This window comes from Flavobacterium sp. 5, assembly GCF_002813295.1.
GTDB lineage: Bacteria > Bacteroidota > Bacteroidia > Flavobacteriales > Flavobacteriaceae > Flavobacterium.
Map to the genome: position 1 here is coordinate 1,359,769 of NZ_PHUE01000001.1, position 26,127 is coordinate 1,385,895.

Below are 26,127 nucleotides of genomic sequence, written 5' to 3' on the forward strand. Positions count from 1 at the left end.
TCAAAAAAAACAATATCAATTGTATACAAAAAATCACTAGTTACCCACTCTGTTTTGATTATAAATAGTAGCTAGGTCAGTCATCAAAAACAAACTCATTGATTTATTTTTACCATTCAATGATTTTGCAAATTCAGAATTTTCTACACAATAATATTGAAATCCTTTGATGAGTTCCACTGGAATCTTTAGCGTTTTTGTATAATATTTATTAGGAAACAAATACTCCAGCTTTTTCATCAACATCTCTTTCTTTTCCGTTTCGACATTCATTTTAAGAAAATGTCTTTCTCCTGATAGCGCACTATACAAACCCATAATTCCACCAGAATTAGAATATAATTTTCTCTCTTGCGGAGTAAACTTTTTTTGTTGCCGTGAAATTATTCCCAAATTTTCGGCAGTTATATTAGCATCTTTATTTATAATCACCTCATCCAATTCAACACTATTAAAAATCATATTTACTTCCATAGTTCCAGAATGATACTCATTCCTATAAACATACCTTTTCAAGTATTTATAATCAATTCCCGAAAAATTTAGAACATCACCTTCTTTAGCCCGAATAGAAAAACAGCCCTCTTTATCAGTAACAGCCATCATTTTATTCATACAATTAATCACACTAATCCCTTCCAGCTTTGTTGAATCCAAAACAACACTCCCTATGATATTTTTTTCAACATTATTTTGGGCTATCAATAATTGACATTGCCCTAAGAAGACAAACAAAACAATTAAATTATTTTTCATTTACCTATTGTATTAATTTTCGTGACACATATTTTTATTTCACTAATTCTCACCATCCTTTTGATTTTTATTAAACTCCGAAGCCAATCCTACTATCAAAAACATACTCATCGTTTTGTTTTTATCGTTTAAAGACCTAACAAAATCAGGATCATCAATACAATAATACTGGAATCCCTTAATTAACTCTTCAGGGATTTTCAAGGTTTGTATATAATATTTATCTTCAAATAAATTCTCCAACTTTACCATCAAAAATTCCTTTTTCTCAATAGAAAGCTCTTTTTTTAGCATTTTGGTTCTCCCATTTATAGCATTCAAAATAGGATCCACAGCCAAAAAACCACCCAAAAGACCTAATAGATGTATGGGTTTAAAATCACCCGCAGTTTGCAATCTTCTTTCTGCTGTAGTCAACTTGACTTGATCTTTTGGAATTATACCTAAATTCTCAGCACTTATATTTGAATTTTTATTCACAACTACTTCATTCAATTCAATGCTTTTTGGAGTCAGATCAACAGCAACTATTCCAATAGCAAATTCTCCTTTACTTATAAATTTCCTCAAAGGCTCATAATTAACAGCCGAAAAACTAAGAATCTCTCCCTCTTTGGCCTGAATCGTAAAATGTCCATACGAATCCGAAACCACCATAATTTTACTAGAAGTATTCGTGATATTGATACCCTCTAATGGAGAAATACTATTTGTAGTTACCTGCCCATTCACCAATTTCTCAACACTCACTTGAGCAATGACAAACTGAACTATAAAAAAATGAATAAATAAAAAAGTAAAATTATTCCTCACGAGCAATCTGTTAATGGTTATCTTTTAAAAAATCTTCATTGCAACTTCATTTTTAAAACGTAAAAGTATCTCAAACCTCTCCAAATTAATTACTAAGACATTTGTAAAAGTTTGTTAATTAAAACACTGCCCCTAATAAATTAAAAACCAATCATTTTATATCTTTACGTAGAACTTTTGACATAAAATAAATGAAAAATTGCATTATTGCCAGCACTTCAACTTTGTATGATGGAGACTATTTGGAGTATTTATTACCTGAACTACAATTGCATTTTAAAGGTTGCAAAACCATATTATTTATACCATTTGCCAGACCAGGAGGGATCACTCATGACGATTATACCTCTAAGGCTGCAACGGCTTTTGCTAAAATAAATATTGTTTTAAAGGGCATTCATACTTATGAGAACCAAAAAGAAGCCATCCAAAAAGCTGAAGGTTTTTTTACAGGAGGAGGCAATACTTTCCTATTAGTTTCCCAACTTTATAAAAATGATCTGATGAATGTACTCGCAGATACTGTAAAATCTGGCACCCCCTATTTAGGAACCAGTGCAGGCAGTAACATTTGCGGATTAACAATGCAAACCACCAATGACATGCCTATTGTCTATCCCCCGAATTTTCAAACCTTAGGATTATTACCTTTCAATTTGAACCCACATTATTTGGACGCCGATAATCAATCCAAGCACATGGGAGAAACTAGAGAAACAAGAATAAAAGAATTTCATGCTTTCAATTCATTACCTGTATTAGGTCTTCGAGAAGGAAGCTGGCTAGAGGTAAAAGGGCAAAAAATTACACTAAAAGGAAATTTACAAGCACGTCTTTTTAAACAAAATCAATTACCCGAAGAATTAGAAAGTGGCAGTGACTTAAGCACCTTAAAATAAGAAAGAAAACAAATACAAAATTTTAAACCAACAAAATAAGTTATGAATTATTTCATTATAAACAATTATATAACAGAATATTAAACATTTCTTCATAAACGACCACAAATACAATTAATAGTCATTTTTATGATTGACTTTAAAGTTTATTACTTAAATTAGTAAGCATTTTCTTTTATAGGACTTGAATTTTATTTAAATATGTAAGCACATTTCATCTTCATATGAAAATAAATTTAGAGGCTAATAAATTTAAAAACTTTAGTAAACATTTAAAAACTTTCAAAATGAAGACGATTAAACATTTATTGCTAAAAAAAACCTCTTTAATGGTTTTAGCATGCTTTTTGGTCAATGTTACGCAAAAAGCAAACGCACAAGCCGATCCTAGAGAGGTTAGAAAAGAAAATTTTCATGGAGTTATTCAACTAGATGTTAGAGATTCCAAAGCTGATTGGGCTCCTTACACACCTAAAAAAGCACCCGAAGGAGCACCTAATGTTCTTTTTGTTTTATATGACGACACTGGACAAGCAGCATGGTCTCCTTATGGAGGTGGAATTAATATGCCTACATTACAAAAATTGGCAGATAATGGTTTAACATATACACAATGGCATACTACAGCATTGTGTTCACCAACCAGATCAACATTATTAACAGGGAGAAATCATCACTTAACAGGTAATGCCGCTATTACAGAAACAGCAAATGGATTTCCTGGAGCTCACGGGCGTATTCCAGAGCAATGCGAAACTATTGGTCAAGTGTTGCAAGAAAATGGCTGGAGTACTTTTTGGATAGGAAAAGATCACAACGTGCCAGAGCAAGATGTCGCCTCTGGAGCGAGCCGTAAACAATGGCCAACTCAGTTGGGTTTTGATCGTTATTATGGGTTTCTTGGAGGAGAAACTAACCAATGGTATCCTGATTTAGTAGAAGACAATCACTTTATTGAACCTCCTTACAGCCCAGAAGAAGGCTATCACTTATCTAAAGATTTAGCAGATAAATCGATAGAATATATTAGAGACCAAAAAGCAACAAATCCATCAAAGCCATGGTTTTTATGGTATTGTCCTGGAGCTAATCATGCACCACATCACGCGCCACAAGAGTATATAGACAAATACAAAGGCAAATTTGATGATGGATATGATGCTTATCGCAAATGGGTTTTACCTAGAATGATTGCAAAAGGTGTTTTGCCAAAAGATACTAAATTGACAGAATTTAATTTCTTACCTAAAGAAATTGCAAATGAAGGAGATTTTGTTCGTCCTTGGGACAAACTTAAACCGGAAGAGAAAAAATTATTTTCTAAACTTGCTGAGGTATATGCAGGTTTCTCAGAGTATACAGATGCTCAAGTAGGTAGAGTAATTGATTATTTAGAACAAACTGGTCAGTTAGAAAATACTGTTATAATTTATGCGGCTGATAATGGTGCTTCTGGTGAAGGTTCTCCAAACGGATCTGTAAACGAGAATAAATTCTTTAACGGATATCCTGATGAATTGGCTGAGAATTTAAAACTAATAGACAAATTAGGAGGTCCTGATACATACGAGCATTATCCAACAGGATGGGCTGCTGCATTTTCAACTCCATATAAAATGTTTAAAAGATATAGTGAGTATGCAGGCGGTACTTGTGATCCATTGGTGATTTCATGGCCAAAAGGAATTAAAGCTAAAGGCGAAATGCGTAATCAATACCATCACTCAACAGATATTGTTCCTACTATCTTAGAAATTTGTGGTCTTGAAATGCCAAAAGTACATAATGGCGTTGGACAATATCCACTTTCTGGAGTATCTATGAAATATAGTTTTGATGCTAAACCAGACGCTCCAACAGAAAAACACATTCAATATTATGCGATGTTAGGTTCTCGTGCGATATGGAAAGATGGATGGAAAGCTGTTGCAGTTCATGCTCCATTAACAGGTAAAGGACATTTTGACAAAGACCAATGGGAATTGTACAACACAAATGTTGACCGTTCTGAATCAACTAATTTAGCAGCAAAAAACCCTGATAAATTAAAAGAGTTAATCGCAGCATGGATGGATGAAGCGGATAAAAACTTAGTATTACCATTAGATGATAGAACAGCTATTGAAATAATAGGTTTAGAAAGACCTTCTGAAGAAGCTCCTCGTGAGAAATATATTTATTATCCTGGAACTTCAGCAGTACCAGAAGGTGTAGCTGTAAATGTAAGAGGACGTTCATTCAAAATTATTGGTGATGTTGAAATTAAAGATGCGAATGCATCTGGAGTAATTTTTGCTCACGGTTCTCGTTTTGGTGGACATGCATTATTCATAAAAGACAAAAAACTGAATTACGTTTATAATTTCTTAGGAATCCAACCAGAACAAAGATTTGTTTCTTCAACTGAATTAAAACCTGGTAAATACACTCTTGGTATGGAATTTATCAGAGAAAAAACAGGGGAACTTGGCGAACAAATTGGTAAAATGAAATTATACATCAATGATCAAGTTGTTGCAGAAGGGCCAATGAAAACGCAACCAGGTAAATTTACACTTTCTGGAGACGGACTTTGTGTAGGTTTTGATAGTGGTGATGCTGTGAGTAAAGAATACAAAACTCCAGGTACTTTTAAAGGAGGAACTATTCAAGGTGTTGGTGTTTCTATAGGTAAAGAGAATTTTACAGATTTACAAAAAGAAGCAAAAAGCAAGATGAGAGATTAATTCTTTTTAAAATAGCATTTACGAAAAGAGGTAGTATTGTTATACTACCTCTTTTTTTTATTTTGAATGAGTAGGCTTATTTTAAATTTAGAGCAAAAAAAAACCTCAAATAAAATTTGAGGTTTTGGAGCGAAAGACGAGGCTCGAACTCGCGACAACCAGCTTGGAAGGCTGGAGCTCTACCAACTGAGCTACTTTCGCATTAATCATTAAATTTACCTTTAAATCAAAAAAAAAAAATTGATTTTAGAGCGAAAGACGAGGCTCGAACTCGCGACAACCAGCTTGGAAGGCTGGAGCTCTACCAACTGAGCTACTTTCGCATTACTGAGGTGCAAAGATAAATAATAAAAACAGTTATTTGCAAATTTTTTTTAAAAAATAAATTGACATTTTTTAATAATATCTACAACCATTTTAAAACTAAAAAGTTATACTTTTATTTTTCTTTATACTCGTGTAAAATATTAAATAAATATACGCCTTAGACTACTATTCAGAACAAAAAAAGCACCATCATAAATAGGAAAACTGATTAAAAACAGGGATTTCAAAGTAATAATTTGCTTAACACACAATATTTAGTATCATGCAAAAACATCAAATTAGTAGGAATTACTTCAATATTTAAAAATATTAATAGCATCTTTGCAATAGATAATCAATTCAACGATAAACAAATATTACTTTAAAGATTTAAAAAATGAAACCAAAAGAAATGAATAAACTTTACTTATTTATTGTCTTACTCACACTTCTAAGTTGCAAAAAACAACCGATAATAAACTTCGATACCTTCAAAATTTCCAACTCAGACACTAAAGAAGGTGAGATTATTGATATTGATACTGAATTATTAAGTCCTTATAAAAGCAAATCACTCGTCGATTTTTACAATTCCAGAAACAACCAAACCGTATGGCAATCTGAAAAAAATAGAAAAACAATCCTTGAAACAATTAAAAATTGTGAAACCGAAGGGCTAAATCCGTCAGATTACAATATTTCCAAACTGCAGGAATTAGAGAAAAAATTTATAGATTTGGATGAATCCGAGCGAGTAAACTATGATTTATTACTTACGTATAACTTTCAAAAATACCTTACTCACCTTCGCAACGGAAAACTCAACCCAAGAGAACTGTACACCAATTGGGATTTAAACATTAAACCCTTAGACACTAAATCCATCCTAAATAGTGCCTTAGAAAAAGACTCTTTAGTAAGCGAAATAGAAAAATGTCAACCAAAAGCATTGACATACCAAAAATTAATCAAAGCACTACAACTCATTAATGAATTTCCAGAAGACAAAACAGAACCTATTGTTTCTGATGAAAAAATAGAACCAGGTGTCTCCAATGCTGCTATAATTATCTTAAAGAAAAAACTACTATATTGGAAAGATTTAGAAAGCAATGACAGTATAACTTACCTTTACGACAAAGAAACAGTCAAAGCAGTCAAAAAATTCCAAATTCGTCATGGATTAATTTCTGATGGAATTATAGGGAAGACAACTCTAATAGCATTAAATTTCACCAAAGAAGATAGAAAACATCAAATTATTGCTAATCTGGAGCGCTGGAGATGGTTTACAAAATCATTTGACAAAAATTACATCCTAATTAACATTCCTAATTACAGCCTAAACGTAGTGGAAGATCAGAATGTAGTTATGAGTAAGCGTATTGTCATAGGGAAAATCAAGAGAAAAACACCTGTTCTAACTTCAGTATTACAAACTGTTGTATTCAATCCCACATGGACTGTACCCCCAACTATTTTAAAGGAAGATATTATTCCCGAACTAACCAAAGACCGAAATTCTTTAAACAATAAAGGCATTGCCATTTATGATTATAAAAACAATAAAGTTGATCCTCATAAATGGAATGAAAAAAGACCCAACGGCTATCGTTATGTACAACAACCTGGCTATTACAACTCATTAGGGGTTGTTAAAATAAACTTCCCTAATCATCATAGTGTATACCTACACGACACAAATCATCGTAATTTATTTGAACGAAATAATCGATCTTTAAGCTCGGGGTGTGTACGAATTCAAGAACCATTAGAATTAGTTCAACTACTTTTAGACAACCCTAAACAGTATTCAAAGGAAAAAATAGACTCGATTGTTGCAACGAAAGAGACTCTTTTTATAGGCATAAAAAAACGCTATGCAATATACCTTTGGTATTGGACAGCGTGGAGTGAAGATAACGAATTAATTTTCAGAAACGACATTTATAATTTGGATGCCGATCTATATACTCAATTACGAAACTAACTTATTTTGTTTTGAATTATTAATTGAAGGATGATAAATATACAAACAAGACTGTCCTTTAATCATTGTAATAATCTCCGAAACACATGCAACTGGAACAGCTGGACATCCTTGGCTTCTTCCAAGTCTTTTGTGGTCTTTTATAAAAGATTCCGAAACATAATCAGCACCATGTAAAACAACAGCTCTATTACGGGCGTTATCATTTAAACCTTTTTCCAAACCATCTAACTTTAGAGAAATCCCGTGTTTACCATTATAAACTTCTCCAGTTACATAGAAGCCTAAACTACTTTTGAAAGATTCTGGTGTATTTGAAAAATTATTAGCGAACTCCTCTCCTGTATTTCTTCCATGAGCGACTAAGGTCTGAAACAAAACTATATTACTTGATAAATCAATAATCCAAAGACGTTTTGCATTAGATGATAAGCTAAAATCAACAAGGGTTAGCACATTACTTTTGACTATCCCTCTTTCTTTCAATGAATAAAATCCTTTCAGAGCTTCAACAAAACACTCCTCTTTTGGTAATTCAAATTGATTTGCTTGCAAAGCATTGTAAACCATTTCGACTTTGGTGTCTATATTAGATTTTAAACCCGAAACAATTTCTTTTTTTGTAATATTTTTATTTGTGTTTATTAAATTTCCTGTAAATGCAAACAAAACAAAAACAATAATCGACGCAATAATTGACTTATAAACCACTGTATATCTATTCATTATAATTAATTAGGGGCTCCAAAAATACAAATAATAATCACTTATCAAAAAATAAAATGTATTTTATCGATATATTTTAACACTTTGTCGGCTTTTACATCTAAAACATTTACAATCAAAACGACACTTTTATAATAAAATTTTCTATTTTTGTTACAAACCACCGCTTTTTATGATTATCCCTCGTAATTTTCTTGTTTTTTTAATAATTCTATGTGGTATCAAACTGTATAGTCAAAAGAAAATTATTCATACGAATTCTATTACTTCAAGGATTTCAATTGATGGAAAACTAAACGAAGAAGCCTGGGAGTTTGCAGAAATAGCAACCGATTTTGTCATGTACCAGCCTGACAATGGCAAAGCTATAAATGAAAATAAAAAAACTATAGTAAAAATCATATATGATAATGATGCTATTTATATAGCAGCTGTTATGCTTGATGATCAAACTAACAAAATAAAAAAAGAAATCACCAATAGAGATATTTTTGGGGTTAGTGATTATTTTTCGGTATTCATAAATGGCTTTAATGATGGGCAACAAGATTTTAGATTTTATGTCACAGCAGCTGGTGTACAATTAGACTGTGTGGCAACTGAAGACTATAAAGATTTTTCATGGGATGCTATCTGGGACAGCAAGGCAGTGCTAACAGATAAAGGGTGGAATGTAGAAATAAAAATTCCATATGCAGCAATACGATTTCCAAATTCAAACAAGCAAACTTGGGGTATCAATTTTCTTAGAAACATAGAACGTGATGTTCAAATTTACTCTTGGAATCTAATTGATACTAAAATTGGAGCTGAACTCACACAAAATGGATTATTAGAGGGAATAGAAAACATTAAAACTCCTACCCGATTGTTCTTCATTCCATACGCTTCCTTTTATAATCAAAAAGATGATACACAATCAGACAACACCTTTAAAGGTGGTTTAGATATTAAATATGGCATTAACGATGCTTTTACACTTGATGCAATTTTGGTTCCCGATTTTGGTCAGACTAAGTTTGACAATGCCATTTTAAACCTTGAACCATTCGAACAAAAATTAGATGAAAACAGACCATTTTTTACCGAAGGAACTGAACTCTTTTCTAAAGGAAACTTATTCTATTCAAGAAGAATAGGAGGCTTTCCTAGTACAGAACCTATTCTTGAAAAAAATGAAGAAATCACAGATTACCCAAGTACAGTAGACTTACTCAACGCTATTAAAATATCTGGTCGCACCAAAAAAGGCCTAGGAATAGGTTTTTTGAATGCCATAACTGAAAAAACGTCTGCAAAAATAAAAGACACTATAACTTCTGCCACAAGAAAAGAAGTAATTGAACCGCTTACCAATTATAATATAGTAGTATTGGACCAGCGTTTTAACCAAAATTCATCTGTTACCTTTATAAATACGAACACTATTCGTAACGGCAACTTTAGAGACGCTAATGTATCGGGGCTTTTATTTGACTTAAATACAAAAAAAAATAGCTACAGTTTAAACGGAGACTTTAAATACAGTACAATAAACACTTACGAAGATTATAACGGTTACAAAACGGCATTGAACTTTGAAAAAACAAGTGGCAAAATTCGATATGAAGTTTCTGGAAAATATATTTCCGAAGATTATGATGTCAATGATCTTGGATTAATTTATTACACCAACTATCATGCAGCTTCTGGCAATATAAGTTATCGAATTCTTAATCCTACTTCAATTTTTAATAGCTTTAAAATAACATTAGGATCCAATTTAGAAATTCAAAATACGACAGGCAAAATTCAAGAAGATTACCTAAATGCAACCATTGGAGCTTCGTCTTTAAACAACACTTATTATGAATTTTCAATATTGTATAAACCTCAAGAATCGTATGATTTTTACGAGCCTCGTGTTAATGGTCGTTATGTATATATTCCCAAAAGAGCATCTTCCTACTTTGCGTTTGAATGGAACAGAAACCATAAATTTACAATAGATGCAACAGTTGCTTATGAAAAATATGATGAAGAGAATAGACAAATTTATGATATCTATATAAAACCAAAATACCGATTCAGCAATCAATTCTCATTAGAATATGCTTTCGATTATACAAACAAAAAAAACGACAGAGGATATGTTGACTATGACGATACAGACATTTTTTTTGCAGAAAGAAACAGAGAAATTCTTTCAAATGTAGTTACTGGAAAATTTGCACTAACGAATAAAATGGCTTTAAATCTTGATGTCCGTTATTATTGGTCCTATGCAGACAATCATGAATTTTTTACTTTACAAGACAATGGAAACTTAACTCCAAATACAACTTACAATCTAAATAAAAACAAAAATTTCAACTCTTGGAATTTAGATTTATCATATTCATGGTGGTTTGCCCCTGGCAGTGAAATGATTATACTATACCGCAATTACGGTTTAGAACAAACAAATCAAGTAGAAAAAAATCTTTCAAACAACTTATCTAATATTTTCAACAGTAACTTAACTAATATTTTTTCTATTAGTTTACGCTACTACATTGATTATAATGTTATAAAAAACAAATTTTAAACATTTCTTACCAAAAATGTAACATTAAATAAATTCGATAGTCTATTCTTAATATCGCCTTTTATTTTTTTATCTAATTAAATAAAAAAATCTGATATGATAAACCATCGATTCCATGAAAAAGCATTATTACATATATTTATTATTATTCTGTACTCTAATATATGGGCAAAAAAAATCTTTGCAGACAAAATTCACATCCGAAAAAATAACATTAGATGGTAAACTAGACGAAGCCATTTGGCAATCGACACCAATTGCCACAGATTTCATAATGTTTCAACCCGACAACGGCAAAACTGTTGATAATAATAAAAGAACCGAAGTTCGTGTTCTATACGACAATGAGGCCATATATATTAGTGCATTAATGTATGACAATGAACCCAATAAAATTTTAAAAGAAATAAATAAAAGGGACGAATTTGGAACAGCCGATTTCTTTGGTGTTTTTATTAATGGATATAATGATGGGCAACAAAATTTTGAGTTTTTTGTTAATGCTGCTGATGGTCAAGCCGATTGTTTAGCAACAGATAACAATGGAGAAGACTATTCATGGGATGCCGTTTGGGAAAGTAAAGCACTCATAACTTCATTTGGCTGGATTGTAGAAATGCGGATTCCTTATGCAGCATTGCGTTTTTCCAATGAAAAAATACAAACTTGGGGTATGAACTTTTTTAGAGAAATACGAAGAGACCGTCAAAAATATTCTTGGAATTTTATCGATTCAAAAATTGGTACAATTACCCAACAAAATGGAACTATGACTGGTATTGAGAATATAAAAACACCAACCAGACTCTTCTTTTTACCATATGCCTCATTCTATACTTATGCCAATGCCAATCAAAAAACGTATGGTGAATTAAAAGGAGGTCTGGATATTAAATATGGTATTAACGATGCTTTTACATTAGACGCCATGCTCATTCCTGATTTTGGACAAACCAAATATGATGATCGAATCTTGAATTTAAGTCCTTTCGAACAACAATTTAATGAAAACAGAGGCTTTTTTACAGAAGGAACCGACTTGTTTAGTAAAGGAAATCTATTCTATTCTAGAAGAATTGGTGGTCCTCCATCTTATTCCCCAAAAATGGCAACTAATGAAGAAATAATCGAAAATCTTGCTAATGTTGATCTTTACAATGCAACCAAAATTTCGGGTAGAACAAAAGGTGGACTAGGAATTGGATACCTCAACGCTGTAACTAAAAAAACTTATGCGACTATTAGAGACACTATTACCCAAGAAACTCGTCAAGTTTTAGTAGAACCGCTAACCAATTATAATGTAATAGTACTTGACCAGCGTTTTCATAAAAATTCCTCAGCTTCATTTGTAAACACCAATGTTACGAGAGATGGCTCTTTCAGAGATGGAAACGTTTCCGCTTTAGTTTGGGATTTAAATACTGTAAAAAACACTTATAATTTATCTGGAAATTTTGAATACAGTTATGTAAATGACATTGAAAACAAGAAAGAAGGAATCAATACTACATTAAATTTTGCAGAAACCAGTGGTAAATACCGATATAGCACAGGAACTAACTTAGTTACTAAAGGATTCGATAATAACGACTTAGGAATTAATTTTGAGACTAATTATTACAGCTTTTACGGAAATACTAGTTATAGAATTCTTAATCCAACTAAAATTTTCAATTCTTTCAATACTAATATTAACGTCAACACACAATTTCAAAAAGAAACTAATAAAATTCAATCTAACCAAATCAATCTTAATGTCAATTCAAACACAAAAAAGAATCATTATGTAGGTTTTGGATTTGATTATAGACCATTTGAAAACTACAATTATTATGAACCCAGAACTGACGGTCTCTATAGTATTGACCCAACGCGATTTGGAAGCTGGTTTGAGATTTCGACAAATTACAATAACAAATTCGCAATTGATTTAAATCCTTCAATAGCACTGTTTGGTGAACCTAAAAGAATGTCCTATGGTCTTTACATCGGACCTAGATATCGTTTCAATGACCATTTAGCATTGTATTATGATTTTAATTTTTTACGTCAAAATAATAATAAAGGTTTTGTAGACAGTGGATCTAATAATGATACTTTACCTTCCGATGCTATAATCTATGCAAATAGAAATGTAATCACTTACACAAACACCCTTAATGGAAAATATTCGTTGAATAGCAAAATGAATTTTAACCTTTCGGCTCGTTATTATTGGTCATATACCGAGAATCTAAACTTCTATAATCTAGAAGACAATGGAAGACTTTCTCCTAATGACACCTATACCGAAAACCAAAATCAAAATTTAAACACTTGGAATTTAGACTTGTCCTATAATTGGTGGTTTGCCCCTGGGAGTCAATTAACTATTTTGTACAGAAATAATGCCGCAAAATATGACAATTTAATCAATAAAGATTTTGGAAACAACTATACTAGCTTACTCAACAACAAAGATCTAAGTCACGTTTTATCAGTTAGTTTAAAGTATTTTATAGATTACAACCAAGTAAAAAACATATTATAACAGAAACATAAAACCCCTATTGTTTTCTGGATAAAATTGTCCTCAAAAAGCTAAATCAAAGCAGTAGCTTTTTGAGGTTTTTTTTTGCATTTTTTTCAGAAAAACTCACTTTTTACAACACAATTTTAAGTTTTTGTTGTACTTCTATTTTTTATGTATAATAGTGGTTTTGACTAACTTCTATTTTTTACGAAAGCTTTATCTTTGCAAAAAATTTCATACCATGAACAAAAAAGTAATTTTAATGATTTTAGACGGTTGGGGAAAATCTCCTGACCCTAAAGTTTCTGCAATTGATAATGCAAATGTTCCGTTTATAAATAGTCTTTATACAAAATACCCTAGCGCACAACTTCGTACTGACGGTTTAAATGTTGGTCTTCCTGAAGGGCAAATGGGAAACAGCGAAGTAGGTCACATGAATCTTGGAGCTGGAAGAATTGTTTACCAAGATTTAGCAAAAATTAACCTTGCTGTTGAACACAAAACATTGGCTAAAGAACAAGTGCTTAACGACGCTTTTGAATATGCCAAACAAAACAATAAAAAAATACACTTTTTAGGTTTACTTTCTGATGGTGGAGTTCACTCTCACACTTCTCATTTACGTGGATTAATAGATGCTACTCAAGCTTATGGTTTAGACAATGTATTTGTACATGCCTTTACAGATGGTCGTGACGTAGATCCAAAATCTGGTAAAAAATACGTTCAGGATTTAGAAGACTACATCTCAAATACTACTGTAAAATTAGCTTCTATTACAGGTCGTTATTACGCAATGGATAGAGACAAACGTTGGGAAAGAGTAAAACTGGCTTACGATGCTGTTGTTAATGGTGAAGGAACTCACTCTACAGATGCTGTAGCCAGCGTGAAAGAAAGCTACAAAAACAATGTAACTGATGAGTTTATTCATCCAATAATAATGGTTGACACAGACAATCAACCTCTTGCTACTATTAAAGAAGATGACGTCGTTATTTTCTTCAATTTTAGAACTGATAGAGGACGTGAGTTGACCGAAGCGCTTTCTCAAAAAGATTTCCACGAGCAAAACATGCACAAATTAAACTTGTACTATGTTACGCTAACCAATTATGATGAAACTTATCAAAATGTAAAAGTAGTCTATAACAAAGATAACATCACTGAAACATTAGGAGAAGTTTTAGAAAAAGCAAACAAAAAACAAATTCGTATTGCAGAAACTGAAAAGTATCCACACGTTACTTTCTTTTTCTCAGGAGGTCAAGAAACTCCTTTTGAAGGCGAAAGCAGAATCCTAAGAAATTCTCCAAAAGTAGCAACTTACGATTTACAACCAGAAATGAGTGCATTTGAATTAAAAGATGCTCTAGTTCCTGAATTAAACAAAGGAGAAGTAGATTTTGTTTGTTTAAATTTTGCCAACGGAGATATGGTTGGACATACAGGTATAATGAGCGCAGCTATCAAAGCTTGTGAAGCTGTTGATGCTTGTGTAAAAGAAGTAGTTGAAGCTGCTTTGACCAATGACTACACCACGATTATAATTGCGGATCACGGTAACTGTGAAACAATGATTAACCCTGATGGTTCCCCAAACACGGCTCACACTACAAATCCTGTGCCAATTATTTTAGTTGACAAAGATTTAAAAAACATCAACAATGGAGTTTTAGGAGACATTGCCCCTACTATTCTTGCTTTGATGGGAATTGAGCAACCAGCAGCAATGACTTGTCATTCTTTATTATAGAAAACAAAATTCATTTATATAATTGAGGCTATCTAAATACTAGATAGCCTCTTTTTTTTGCTTTAAATCTAACCTTTAAACAAATTGTTGCAAAATACATTCGAAAGCATAAATTAAAAGCCCTACTAGACCACCAACAAGAGTTCCATTAATCCTAATAAATTGAAGATCTCCTCCTATTTCAAGTTCTAGCTTTTTGGCGACTTCATCAGTATCCCAACTTTTTACTGTAGAAGAAATTAAATCGCCTATCATTTTTTTATTATTAATAAGTACTGACAGAACATCGTTTTTGACGAAATCATTAATTTTAGTCATTAATACAGTATCCTCCTGTATTCCTCTACCAAAACTCTTAATCATATTAGTAATACTTTTTTTAATAGATGAATCTTCTTTAAGCGCTAAATCATTATCAATAGCTGTTTTTATTTCCACCCAAATACCAGTAATATAATCCTGAACTTCTTCTTTTTGGGAAAAACCAATAACCAAATCATTAACTTTTTGTTGCATTTCTGATGATTCTCCTAACTCGGTTATAAAGCGCATCACATAATCGTTAACTTTTTTCCTAATCTCGCTGTCTTGATGACTGGCTTGCACTAGAAAATCATACAATCCATTAAAAACACCTTCTGCAATTTTTTTATCGACCAAACCAAAAGAAAGAAAGGGAGTAGAACTTTTCACCTTATCTTCTATCAGGTGTTTATTATTTTCCAGCTCATCAATCAGTGTTTTCAAAACATTGGTTACTAATACTTCCTGTTTTTCGCTTTTCGCCAAAGACTTCAAACCAAGAGCAATCCATTCTGCAAAATTTACTTTATCCAATTTGAGTTTGAATTGAGTTTGAATAAAATGCTTCACCTGCTCATCATCTATCGTTTTTAAAACTCTGGGAATCACGTTCACAACAATTAAATCAGTAACAAGAGTTGCGTTTTTTTCATCAATTAACCAATCCGAAACTTTCTGTGCGACATTAAATTGTTCAATTTTTACTTCTAATTTTTCACGAGTCAAAAATTCCTCAGAGACAAAACCCCCTAAATTCTCACCTATTTTATCTTTATTACTAGGGATTAAAGCCGTATGCGGTATCGGAATTCCCAACGGATGCCTGAACAAAGCCACTACAGCAAACCAATCAGCAATACCTCCAACCATTGCCGCTTCACTCAAAGCTTTCAACCAACCCATATCATAGACATTAGCAAAAACAAAAAGAACAACAGCAAATCCTAAAAGAACCAATGCACTTCTCTTCATTTTAATCAAATCCTGCTCTTTTTTGCTATTTTCCTGTCCTATAGTTGATTCCATAATGTGTCAAAATAATTTATTAGCTAATTTAAGCATTTAAAATACTACAATTTCTAAAAATTAAAACAAAGCCAACCTTTAAGAAATAATTTTAAAAGTGTATTTTTGCACTCTGAAAATTCGAAAACATGATTATTCAAAAAACCCGTGAGGAAATAGAATTAATGCGCGAAAGTGCTTTAATCGTATCAAAAACATTAGGAATGATTGCTTCTGAAATAAAAGAAGGAGTTACCACTTTATATTTAGACAAAAGAGCCGAAGAATTTATTCGTGACCATGGAGCTGTACCAAGTTTCCTTGGATTATATGACTTTCCAAACTCATTATGTATGAGTCCAAATTCTCAGGTAGTACACGGAATTCCGAACAACAAACCATTAGAAAGTGGTGATGTTATTTCGGTTGATTGTGGTGCTTACAAAAATGGTTTTCATGGAGATCACGCTTACTCTTTTGAAATTGGTGATGTTGCTCCAGAAACGAGAAAATTACTTCAAGTAACCAAAGAATCTTTATACGTTGGAATCCGCGAATTGCGTGTTGGAAACCGTGTTGAAGATGTTGGAAACGCAATTCAAAAATATACAGAAGCACACGGTTATGGCGTGGTTCGTGAATTGGTAGGTCACGGTGTTGGACAAAAAATGCATGAAGATCCCGAAATGCCAAACTACGGAAAACGTGGTCGCGGTAAACTTTTAATCGAAGGAATGGTTGTAGCTATCGAACCGATGATAAACATGGGAACCAGAAACATCAAACAGCACAAAGACGGTTGGACAATCACTACCGCTGACGGAAAACCAAGTGCTCATTTTGAACACGATGTTGCTATTATCGATGGAAAACCAGAGATTTTATCAACGTTTGCTTATATCTACCAAGCATTAGGAATCGTGAGCAATGAAGAAGATGAATTTAGAAAAGTGCCATTAGTACTTTAATTACAATCCAGCATAATCCTGTGAAAAAACTTTTTAAATTAGTACTAAATACTATTCCACGTCCGCTTTTAATTAGAATGAGTTATGTAGCTCGTCCTATCGTTGCTTTTACATTAAAAGGAGACAAATTTACTGATCCTATCGATGGGAACAGCTTCAAATCGATGTTGCCTTATGGATACGAAACACAACGTAACAATGTCCTTTCGCCAAGTACACTTTCGTTAGAAAGACACCGTTTGTTATGGTTGTATTTGAATGAGCAAACTGACTTTTTTACAGCTCCAAAGAAAGTATTGCATTTTGCACCAGAGCAGGCTTTTTATAAATTGTTTCGCAATCAAAAAAACTTAGATTACACTACCACCGATTTATTTTCGCCATTGGCGGATGTAAAAGCGGATATTTGTAATTTACCTTTTGAAGACAATCAATACGATGTTATTCTTTGTAATCACGTTTTGGAACACATTCCAGATGATACGAAAGCGATGCAGGAATTGTACCGAGTTTTAAAACCTGGCGGAATGGCAATTTTACAAATTCCACAAGATTTAAAAAGAGCGACAACATTTGCTGACGATACTATTACTGATCAAAAAGAACGTGCTAAAATATTCGGTCAATACGACCACGTACGTATTTATGGTCGTGATTATTTTGATAAACTAAGAAGTATTGGATTTACTGTAGTTGAAGAAGATTATACTAACAAAATCTCTCCTGAATTGGTAGAAAAATATTGTTTAGCAAAAGGAGAAATCATTCCTGTTTGTTTTAAATAAGCACAGTACACCAAGTTAAATATCAATAAAGATTCCACAATTTTTCACATATATTTTGTGCAAATTTGTGGGATTTCTGTTTTTAAAACCGTCTAACATTCAAATACACTATTGCTTTTGGAAACCGAAAATTCCTTTATATTTTGCTTTGATATTAGTTTTGAAAAAAAACTAAACACCTATATTCCGACAGCTTATATTGTTGAATATTCTGAAGCTATAACGTATTTAGACAAAAAAGCGAGTTCTGAAGTACTCCAAAGTTTTGGTGTTGTTATTGAAAATTTAGATACAAATACTAAAAAAATTCTATCTCTTTGTGATGCCCTCAAACCCGAAGCAATTTTTAAGAAATTCAGCAAAAAAAGTAAATCATCCAAAACCATTGAGGATTTACTAAAGGACAGTAAACTGGAATTTGGAATTCAGCAATTCATAAAAACTAATTTAGAGCAGTTTTATAGTTTAGTTTCCCAAGAAGATTTTCCGCTATCGTTAAATTTAGGAAAAGAAAAAGATTTTCGCATCAGTCGAATTGCTACTAAAAATCCAGTATTAGAAACTAGCCTTCAATTTGATAAACACGAAAACGGAATTTCCTATACGCTACTTTTAAAAGACGAGGCTACTGAATTTCATCCATCAAACACAGTTATCACGCTTCTTTTGGATGAACCGGGATGGTTAGTTGCTCACCATAAATTGTATCAACTAAAAGACATCAATACTAAAAAAATTATTCCTTTTTTGAAGAAAAAAACCGTTGAAATCCCTTCAAAAATGGTTTCTGAATACTTTGAAAAATTTATCAAGGATGTTGCAAAAAAAGCAGATATAAAAGCCAGCGGATTTGCTATTGAACTAAAGAACATAATTATTTCCTGCTCGCTTCAGCTGACACATGATTTTTTTAAAAACACCTATTACATCAACCTTTTATTCGACTATGATGGATTCATTTTCGACAATAGTAAAACCAAAAAAATCCATTCTGAAATTGACACTCGCAATTTGGATGAAATCAAAGTAATTCAATATAAAAGGACAACCGAAGAAGCATTCTTTGAAAATAATTTACTGGAACTTGGCTTTATTAAAACAGAAAATGGTTTGTTTGGGCTTTCGCCAAAAGAAGAAAAACAAGACCCATACAGCAATATTCAATGGGCAATTGACAATCAAGAAGTTCTTGAATCATTAGGCTTTACTATACGCGATTTAAAAATTGACAGTAAGAAAATAGATACTCACAAAGTAACTATTCAATTCTCCAATGAAATAAAAAACGATTGGTTTGATATTAAAATGATAGTGGTTTGTGAGGAATTTGAATTTAATTTCAGTGAAATAATTACGAACATAAAAAACCGAAACCGACTGTTTCTTTTACCTGATGGTAGTTACTTTTTGATTCCGTTGGAATGGATGACACTTTATGGACCAATGGCTAAATTGTCAAAAATTCAAAACGGAAATCTTACATTACTTAAAAGCAATTTTGCAGTTTTAGAAGGCATTCCAGAATTAAAGAGTTCCGTAAATTTAAAAGAAAGCATAGAATATCAAGCTTCACCTTTAGTAAAAGCAACTCTGAGGCCGTATCAAATTCAAGGAGTTAAATGGCTTTTAGAACATTATAATAATGGTTTAGGTGCTTGTTTAGCTGATGATATGGGATTGGGGAAAACATTGCAAACCTTATCAACTCTAGTTGCTGTACAAGAACAGTTAGATATTCAAAAAGCAGAAGATGTACAATTGGATTTATTTGACAACGAAATACACACACCAAAAGAATATTTAAAAGCTTTAATTGTTTTGCCATCATCATTGGTTTTTAATTGGTATAATGAAGCTCGGAAATTCACACCACATTTTAGAAGAGTACAATACGTTGGTAACGAACGAAAAATACTTTCTAAAAAATTAGAGAAATACGACTTGATCTTTACTAGCTACGCTATCATTTCGAGAGATATTTCAATTTTAGAAAAATACAATTTCAGGTATTTGATTTTGGACGAAAGTCAATACATCAAAAATAAAAACTCAAAAATTTTCAAGTCAATTAATCAAATAAAAGCGAGTCATAAAATATCGTTGAGCGGAACTCCAATAGAGAATTCGCTGGATGATTTATGGTCGCAAATGCAATTTATCAATCCAAATATATTGGGGAGTTATGCTTTTTTTGCTGAGAATTACAAATTTCCCATCGAGAAGAAACAAGACGAAAACAGTTTATTAGAATTAAAAAATCTTATCAGTCCTTTCATTTTGAGAAGAACCAAAGAACAAGTTTTAAAAGATTTACCAGAACTTTCAGAACAAATTTTCTACTGCGAAATGGAACCAGAGCAAGAGAAATTATACGAAGAAGAAAAATCCAAGGCTCGAAACTCATTATTAAAAACAGATGGTTCTGGAATAGATAAAATCAATATTATAAACACATTGATGCGTTTGAGACAATTGAGTAATCACCCTAAAATGATTGATTCTAAATCCGAATTAGATTCTGGAAAATATCTTGCGGTAACCAATTATTTAGAGACATTAGTACAATCCCAGCAAAAGACTATCATTTTTAGTTCGTTTGTCTCGAACCTGAATTTTTATAAAAAATGGTGCCAAGAAAACAAAATTGATTATTGTGAACTCACCGGGGAAACTTCATTAACAGATAGAGAATATCAAGTGAGTCGTTTTCAAAATCAAGAAAAACCGTTGTTATTTTTTATCTCTTTGAAAGCAGGCGGTGTTGGACTCAATATTACCAAAGCTTCCTATGTTATTTTCCTAGACCCTTGGTGGAATCCTTTCGCTGAAAAGCAAGGAATTGGTCGTGCACATAGAATCGGTCAATTGAATAAAGTCAATGCCATTCGGTTTATTACCAAAAATACGGTTGAAGAAAAAATCATTCGCTTACAAGAAAGTAAAAAACTATTAGCAGATTCTCTTTTAGATGAAAATTATATTGGCGCAGATATTGTAGAGAATTTGGAATTCTTATTGGAATAAACAGAAAGTTCTAGCCAGTTTAGTGCTTTTCAAATATATAGACATAATTTCCGTTAATTTGTATATTTACAATTCATGAACATAAGTCGATAATGAAAACAGCCTATATAGTATTCCTTTCTTTATTTTACCTAACTGTTACCGCCCAAGTAGAAACCGAAGTTGCACCTCCTTATAATATTAAAACGGCTTCTTTTGTTCAAAACAATCAAAATGTTGTTCCGATTTTTAGATTAGGTGAATCTTTTGATTTTCAGTTTGATGATTTATTTGGCAATGAAGCCGATTATTACTTCGAAATCACTCATTGTGACTATAATTGGGTACCAACAGATATTCCAAAAAGTGATTACCTAACTGGTTTTGACAATCAAAAAATTCAGGAATATGTAAACTCATTCAATACTTTACAGATTTTTACCCATTACCGATTATCGATACCGAATAATTACACTAAAATAAAATTAAGCGGAAATTATGTGCTTACCATTTTAAACTCAGACAAAGAAGTGGTTTTGAAAAGGTATTTCATACTTTATGAAGAGAGACTTCCTGTCTCATTAAAAATAAAAAGGCCACGAACTGTTAAGAACATCTATTCGAAACACAATTTGAATTTCGAAATTAACACCGATGATTTTCTATTACAAAATCCGACACAAAATTTAAAAGTAGTTTTGCTTCAAAATAATAATTTTAATACCGCGATTAAAAATATTGTGCCTCAATACAACTTAGGCAATGTATTTGTTTATAAATACGACATGGAAACTCAATTTTGGGCAGGTAACGAATTTTTAAATTTCGATTCCAAAGACATTAAAAACGCTAACAACTATGTAAGCTTCGTTAATTCTGACAGCGGTATTTACAGTACACATTTATATACCAACAATGCTAAATCTAGTTTTCCATATTCTAATTATTCCGACCTTAATGGAAATTTCAGTGAAAGAAAACTAGATGGAGAAAATTATAAAATTGAATCCGACTATTCGTGGGTATATTTTAGTTTATCAGCTCCGTTGGCTAATCCGAGTTCTTCAATTTATATAGTGGGAATGTTTAACAATTACTGCATGACTGCTGAAAATAAAATGGATTTTAACACCAAAAATGGTCTTTATGAAAAGGCAATTTTAATCAAACAAGGATTTACCAATTATCAATATTTAACGGTAAATAACAAAGGATTTATCGACTCAGAGAACGCAATTGATGGAAATTTCTATCAAACTGAAAATGATTATACCGTATTAGTGTACTACAAAGAAAATGCAGACCGTTATGTAAAAGTGGTTGGAAAAGGAACAGCCAATTCATTAAACATAACAAATTAGAAAACTTTAATTTTTTTTAAATAGATTATTCATTTTTTTTGTAGATTTGTCGACATATAGCACATAATTAGCTCGTTAACATGGTTTCACAAATAACAAGAGGCATTAAAATTTCGGTATTGACTAGTTTTGAAGGAACGTACTTCAAGAACTATAAGATTCACTTTGCCTTTAGTTATGAAATTACAATCGAGAACCATAGTAAAGACTCGGTTCAATTGACTTCACGTCATTGGGAAATTTACGATTCTTTAAATGATTTAGAATACGTAGACGGAGAAGGTGTTATTGGAAAAAAACCTGTTTTGAAACCAGGAGAGCAACACACTTACAGTTCAGGTTGTTTATTATCATCTCCTTATGGAGCAATGAAAGGATATTTCAACATGATCAATTTTACTACTACTAAATCTTTTAGAGTAATTGTTCCTACTTTTAGAATGTGCGCCCCTTTTGCACTAAATTAATTTGACTTTAATTGTGACATTTTTAGCATAATTTAAATCATTCCTTTGTACTTTTGCATCAAATTATTTAAATGTTTAATATTTAATAAAAAAGATATGCTAAAAGGATTTTTCAATGTACCCAAAGCGGTAAATGAACCTGTAAAAGGATACGCTCCTAATTCACCCGAAAAAGCAGCCGTTTTATCAGCTTACAAAACCATGTGGAATTCTAAAATAGATGTTCCGTTATACATTGGCAACGAAGAAATCAGAACTGGAAACACCAAAAACATGACAGCCCCTCACGATCATCAACATATCGTTGGGACTTATCATTTAGCCGAAAAAACACATATCGAAAGCGCCATTGCCAATGCGTTGAAATCAAGAGAAGCTTGGGCAAATATGGCTTGGGAACAAAGAGCAGCTATTTTCCTTAAAGCAGCTGAACTAATTGCAGGTCCTTACAGAGCAAAAATAAATGCAGCAACAATGATTGCTCAATCTAAAAATATTCATCAGGCAGAAATTGATGCATCTTGCGAATTGATCGATTTTTTACGTTTCAACGTAGAATTTATGACTCAAATTTATGCAGATCAGCCAAAATCTTCATCTGATATGTGGAATCGTTTAGAATACAGACCTCTTGAAGGTTTTGTTTATGCGATTACGCCTTTCAACTTTACTGCGATTGCTGCTAACTTGCCTGCAAGTGCTGCAATGATGGGAAATGTTGTTATCTGGAAACCAAGTGACAGTCAAGTATTCTCTGCAAAAATTATCATCGATGTATTCAAAGAAGCTGGTGTTCCTGATGGCGTTATCAATGTTGTTTTTGGAGATGCTTTAATGGTTACTGATACTGTTTTGGCAAGTCGTGATTTTGCTGGAATTCATTTTACAGGATCAACTCATGTATTTAAAGATATTTGGGCAAAAATTGGAACTAACATTCATCATTACAAAACATACCCAAGAATAGTTGGAGAAACGGGTGGTAAAGATTTTATCATTGCTCATCCAAGTGCAGACGCTAAACAAGTTGCTACAGGAATTGTACGTGGCGCATTTGAATTTCAAGGGCAAAAATGTTCTGCAGCTTCAAGAGCTTATATTCCTCAAAGTTTATGGCCAGCTGTTAAAGAACAATTGATTACTGATGTAAAATCTATGAAAATGGGTTCTCCAGAAGATTTCGGGAACTTCATTACAGCTGTGATTCACGAAGGTTCTTTTGACAAATTAGCTAGTTTTATTGACCAAGCTAAAAAAGATGCTGATGCTGAAATCATCATTGGTGGAAATTACGATAAGTCTGTTGGATACTTTGTAGAACCAACAGTTATTGTAACAACAAATCCTCATTACACTACAATGGAAACCGAATTATTCGGACCTGTTATGACGATTTTTGTTTACGAAGATGCTAAATGGACTGAAACATTGAAATTAGTAGACACTACTTCTGAATATGCTTTAACTGGAGCAGTTTTCAGTCAAGATCGTTATGCTATTGAAGAAGCTACAACTGCTTTACAAAATGCAGCAGGAAACTTCTACATCAATGATAAACCAACAGGAGCTGTTGTAGGAATGCAACCTTTTGGTGGAGCAAGAGCTTCAGGAACCAATGATAAAGCTGGTTCTGCATTGAACTTATTGCGTTGGGCTTCTCCAAGAACGATCAAAGAAACTTTTGTTACTCCAGTAGATTATAGATATCCATTTTTAGGAGAATAAATTTAGTCTTAAAGTCGAAAGTTTGAAAGTCAAAAGCCTTAAAACTTTATAAATAACAAAACCCCACAAGATTCAAATCATTTTGAAATCTTGTGGGGTTTGATTTTGATATTATAAAATATTCTTGTGAATTTTTCCGCTCTTAATAATAAGAAGAAAAATTTTCTCTGGATTTGCAATTAATGAAATATCTTTCAACACATTACCATCAACCAGAATCATATCTGCCCAAGCTCCTTCCTTAATTACGCCTAGCTTTGCTTCTTTATACGGATTTCGTTCACCACTCATTTCACAAAGTTCTGCATTTTGAGAAGTAGCCATTTTTAATATTTCGAAATTGGAATAATATTTATTCAGTCGGATTAACATTTCGTTTTGCTTATAATTCATTTCAGGTTCGAATAAAAAATCAGTACCAAATGCAACTTTAACTCCATATTTTTTAGCCAATTTAAAAACCGCATCAGCACCATCACTTACCGCTTTATTTTTTGCTGAACGATCTGCATCAGGGTATTTATGATCTTTTACCTCAAAAGCTTGAATACTTAACCACGCACCTTTCTCCTTGACAAGCTTAACCGCTTCTTCATTTGCCAATTGACCGTGCTCAATACATTTTACTCCAGCATTTAAAGCTTCGATAATTCCAGCAGCGTTGTAAATATGAACAGTGACATAGGTATTCCAATTGGCAGCCTCATCAACAGCTGCTTTAAGTTCTTCGGGAGAAAATTGTTTGGCATCCAAAGGATCGTAAAGTGATGATACACCACCTCCTGCCATTACTTTTATTTGTGAAGCCCCGTTACGCATTTGTTCTCTAACGGCAGTTCGTACCTGATCTGGACCATTTGCTATGATAAACATTCCCACTTCTTCAGCCCTACTTAATTTACCTCCAAAAACAACTGGACGTTCATAACTATAACCAAAATCACCGTGTCCTCCAGTTTGAGAAATAGCCGCTCCGCTAGGAAATATTCTTGGCCCTGTAACGATATCTTTATCAAAAGCTTTTTTTATTCCAAAAGTCGGACCACCCATATCTCTAACCGAGGTAAAACCACGCAAAATTGTTTTATTGCCTTCTCCAATTGCTTCCGCATAAATGAGTCCGATTTCAGCATTCATCATATCCGCCATCCCACTTCCTGTTCCTACAGTATGCCAATGAGCATCAATTAATCCAGGCATTAAAAACTTACCTTTCCCATCAATGATTTTGGTTTCGGCGCTTTTATTCGTAGGAATTGGAGAGGCAGAAATTTTTGAGATTTTGTCATTCTCAATCAAAATATTTCCGAGAATCGTTTTCTCATCAGTTCCATTAAAAATTTGAACATTGTTAATGAGAATTGTCTTCTGAGCCATCGAAAATAATGATGTGAAAAGAAATAGTTTTGTGAATAGTTTTTTCATCGGTATAATTAATAGTTTTTTGAATAAAA

17 protein-coding genes and 2 tRNA genes are annotated in these 26,127 nt (G+C 32.5%); 12 read left to right on the forward strand and 7 right to left on the reverse strand.

The genetic code is table 11. The features are described 5' to 3' along the window. Positions 1 to 36 precede the first annotated feature (36 nt). Positions 37 to 756, reverse strand: coding sequence for a hypothetical protein (locus CLU82_RS05620; protein WP_157813326.1), 720 nt, complete (start codon positions 754 to 756; stop codon positions 37 to 39). A gap of 42 nt (positions 757 to 798) precedes the next feature. After that, the gene (locus CLU82_RS05625) at positions 799 to 1,569 is read right to left on the reverse strand and encodes a carboxypeptidase-like regulatory domain-containing protein (protein ID WP_100842167.1); all 771 of its coding nucleotides are present in this window, start codon (positions 1,567 to 1,569) and stop codon (positions 799 to 801) included. A 191-nt stretch (positions 1,570 to 1,760) separates the two neighbouring features. Between CLU82_RS05625 and pepE the strand changes: the two genes are divergently transcribed. Then, on the forward strand, positions 1,761 to 2,468 hold the full coding sequence (gene pepE / locus CLU82_RS05630) for a dipeptidase PepE (protein WP_100842168.1): 708 nt from the start codon (positions 1,761 to 1,763) through the stop codon (positions 2,466 to 2,468). Between the two features lie 287 nt (positions 2,469 to 2,755). Next, positions 2,756 to 5,194: an arylsulfatase gene (locus CLU82_RS05635; RefSeq protein WP_198520194.1), complete on the forward strand. Its 2,439-nt coding sequence runs from the start codon at positions 2,756 to 2,758 to the stop codon at positions 5,192 to 5,194. A 125-nt stretch (positions 5,195 to 5,319) separates the two neighbouring features. Here the strand turns inward: CLU82_RS05635 and CLU82_RS05640 are convergent. Continuing rightward, positions 5,320 to 5,395, reverse strand: a tRNA-Gly gene (locus tag CLU82_RS05640). A gap of 49 nt (positions 5,396 to 5,444) precedes the next feature. After that, positions 5,445 to 5,517: transfer RNA gene (locus CLU82_RS05645), tRNA-Gly, on the reverse strand. Positions 5,518 to 5,912: 395 nt separating this feature from the next. Here CLU82_RS05645 and CLU82_RS05650 point away from each other — a divergent pair. Then, positions 5,913 to 7,490 (forward strand): murein L,D-transpeptidase, encoded by a 1,578-nt coding sequence (locus CLU82_RS05650; RefSeq protein ID WP_100844946.1) that lies wholly within the window; start codon positions 5,913 to 5,915, stop codon positions 7,488 to 7,490. Here the strand turns inward: CLU82_RS05650 and CLU82_RS05655 are convergent. Beyond that, complete coding sequence (locus tag CLU82_RS05655) at positions 7,479 to 8,216, reverse strand: murein L,D-transpeptidase catalytic domain family protein (RefSeq protein ID WP_232735221.1); 738 nt, start codon at positions 8,214 to 8,216, stop codon at positions 7,479 to 7,481. The two genes, CLU82_RS05650 and CLU82_RS05655, sit on opposite strands and share 12 nt — an antisense overlap. Positions 8,217 to 8,388: 172 nt before the next feature. On the opposite strand from CLU82_RS05655, the gene CLU82_RS05660 reads away from it, so the two are divergent. From CLU82_RS05660 to gpmI, 3 genes are all read left to right on the forward strand, one after another. Further along, entirely contained in the window at positions 8,389 to 10,782 is a 2,394-nt protein-coding gene (locus tag CLU82_RS05660) for a DUF5916 domain-containing protein (protein WP_100842169.1), read from the forward strand. A 115-nt stretch (positions 10,783 to 10,897) separates the two neighbouring features. Next, on the forward strand, positions 10,898 to 13,315 hold the full coding sequence (locus CLU82_RS05665; RefSeq protein ID WP_100842170.1) for a DUF5916 domain-containing protein: 2,418 nt from the start codon (positions 10,898 to 10,900) through the stop codon (positions 13,313 to 13,315). A 223-nt stretch (positions 13,316 to 13,538) separates the two neighbouring features. Continuing rightward, the gene (gene gpmI, locus CLU82_RS05670; RefSeq protein WP_100842171.1) at positions 13,539 to 15,056 is read left to right on the forward strand and encodes a 2,3-bisphosphoglycerate-independent phosphoglycerate mutase; all 1,518 of its coding nucleotides are present in this window, start codon (positions 13,539 to 13,541) and stop codon (positions 15,054 to 15,056) included. 75 nt (positions 15,057 to 15,131) lie between these two features. Here the strand turns inward: gpmI and CLU82_RS05675 are convergent, their stop codons facing one another. Continuing rightward, positions 15,132 to 16,385, reverse strand: coding sequence for a DUF445 domain-containing protein (locus tag CLU82_RS05675; protein WP_100842172.1), 1,254 nt, complete (start codon positions 16,383 to 16,385; stop codon positions 15,132 to 15,134). A gap of 128 nt (positions 16,386 to 16,513) precedes the next feature. Between CLU82_RS05675 and map the strand changes: the two genes are divergently transcribed. The 6 genes from map to pruA all read left to right on the forward strand — a co-directional run bounded on the left by map (position 16,514) and on the right by pruA (position 24,673). Continuing rightward, positions 16,514 to 17,332 carry a type I methionyl aminopeptidase gene (gene map / locus CLU82_RS05680; RefSeq protein WP_100842173.1) on the forward strand — a complete coding sequence of 273 codons (819 nt, stop codon included), beginning with the start codon at positions 16,514 to 16,516 and terminating at the stop codon, positions 17,330 to 17,332. 20 nt (positions 17,333 to 17,352) lie between these two features. Next, positions 17,353 to 18,117, forward strand: coding sequence for a class I SAM-dependent methyltransferase (locus CLU82_RS05685; protein ID WP_100842174.1), 765 nt, complete (start codon positions 17,353 to 17,355; stop codon positions 18,115 to 18,117). Positions 18,118 to 18,234: 117 nt separating this feature from the next. Next, positions 18,235 to 21,141, forward strand: coding sequence for a DEAD/DEAH box helicase (locus CLU82_RS05690; protein WP_100842175.1), 2,907 nt, complete (start codon positions 18,235 to 18,237; stop codon positions 21,139 to 21,141). A gap of 92 nt (positions 21,142 to 21,233) precedes the next feature. Continuing rightward, entirely contained in the window at positions 21,234 to 22,481 is a 1,248-nt protein-coding gene (locus CLU82_RS05695) for a DUF5103 domain-containing protein (protein WP_100842176.1), read from the forward strand. A gap of 80 nt (positions 22,482 to 22,561) precedes the next feature. Beyond that, positions 22,562 to 22,948, forward strand: coding sequence for a Co2+/Mg2+ efflux protein ApaG (gene apaG, locus CLU82_RS05700; protein WP_100842177.1), 387 nt, complete (start codon positions 22,562 to 22,564; stop codon positions 22,946 to 22,948). Between the two features lie 96 nt (positions 22,949 to 23,044). Further along, positions 23,045 to 24,673, forward strand: a complete 1,629-nt coding sequence (pruA, locus tag CLU82_RS05705; RefSeq protein ID WP_100842178.1) for an L-glutamate gamma-semialdehyde dehydrogenase — start codon at positions 23,045 to 23,047, stop codon at positions 24,671 to 24,673. 111 nt (positions 24,674 to 24,784) lie between these two features. On the opposite strand, the gene CLU82_RS05710 is transcribed toward pruA, so the two are convergent. Further along, positions 24,785 to 26,098, reverse strand: coding sequence for an amidohydrolase family protein (locus tag CLU82_RS05710; RefSeq protein ID WP_100842179.1), 1,314 nt, complete (start codon positions 26,096 to 26,098; stop codon positions 24,785 to 24,787). Between the last annotated feature and the right edge of the window lie 29 nt (positions 26,099 to 26,127).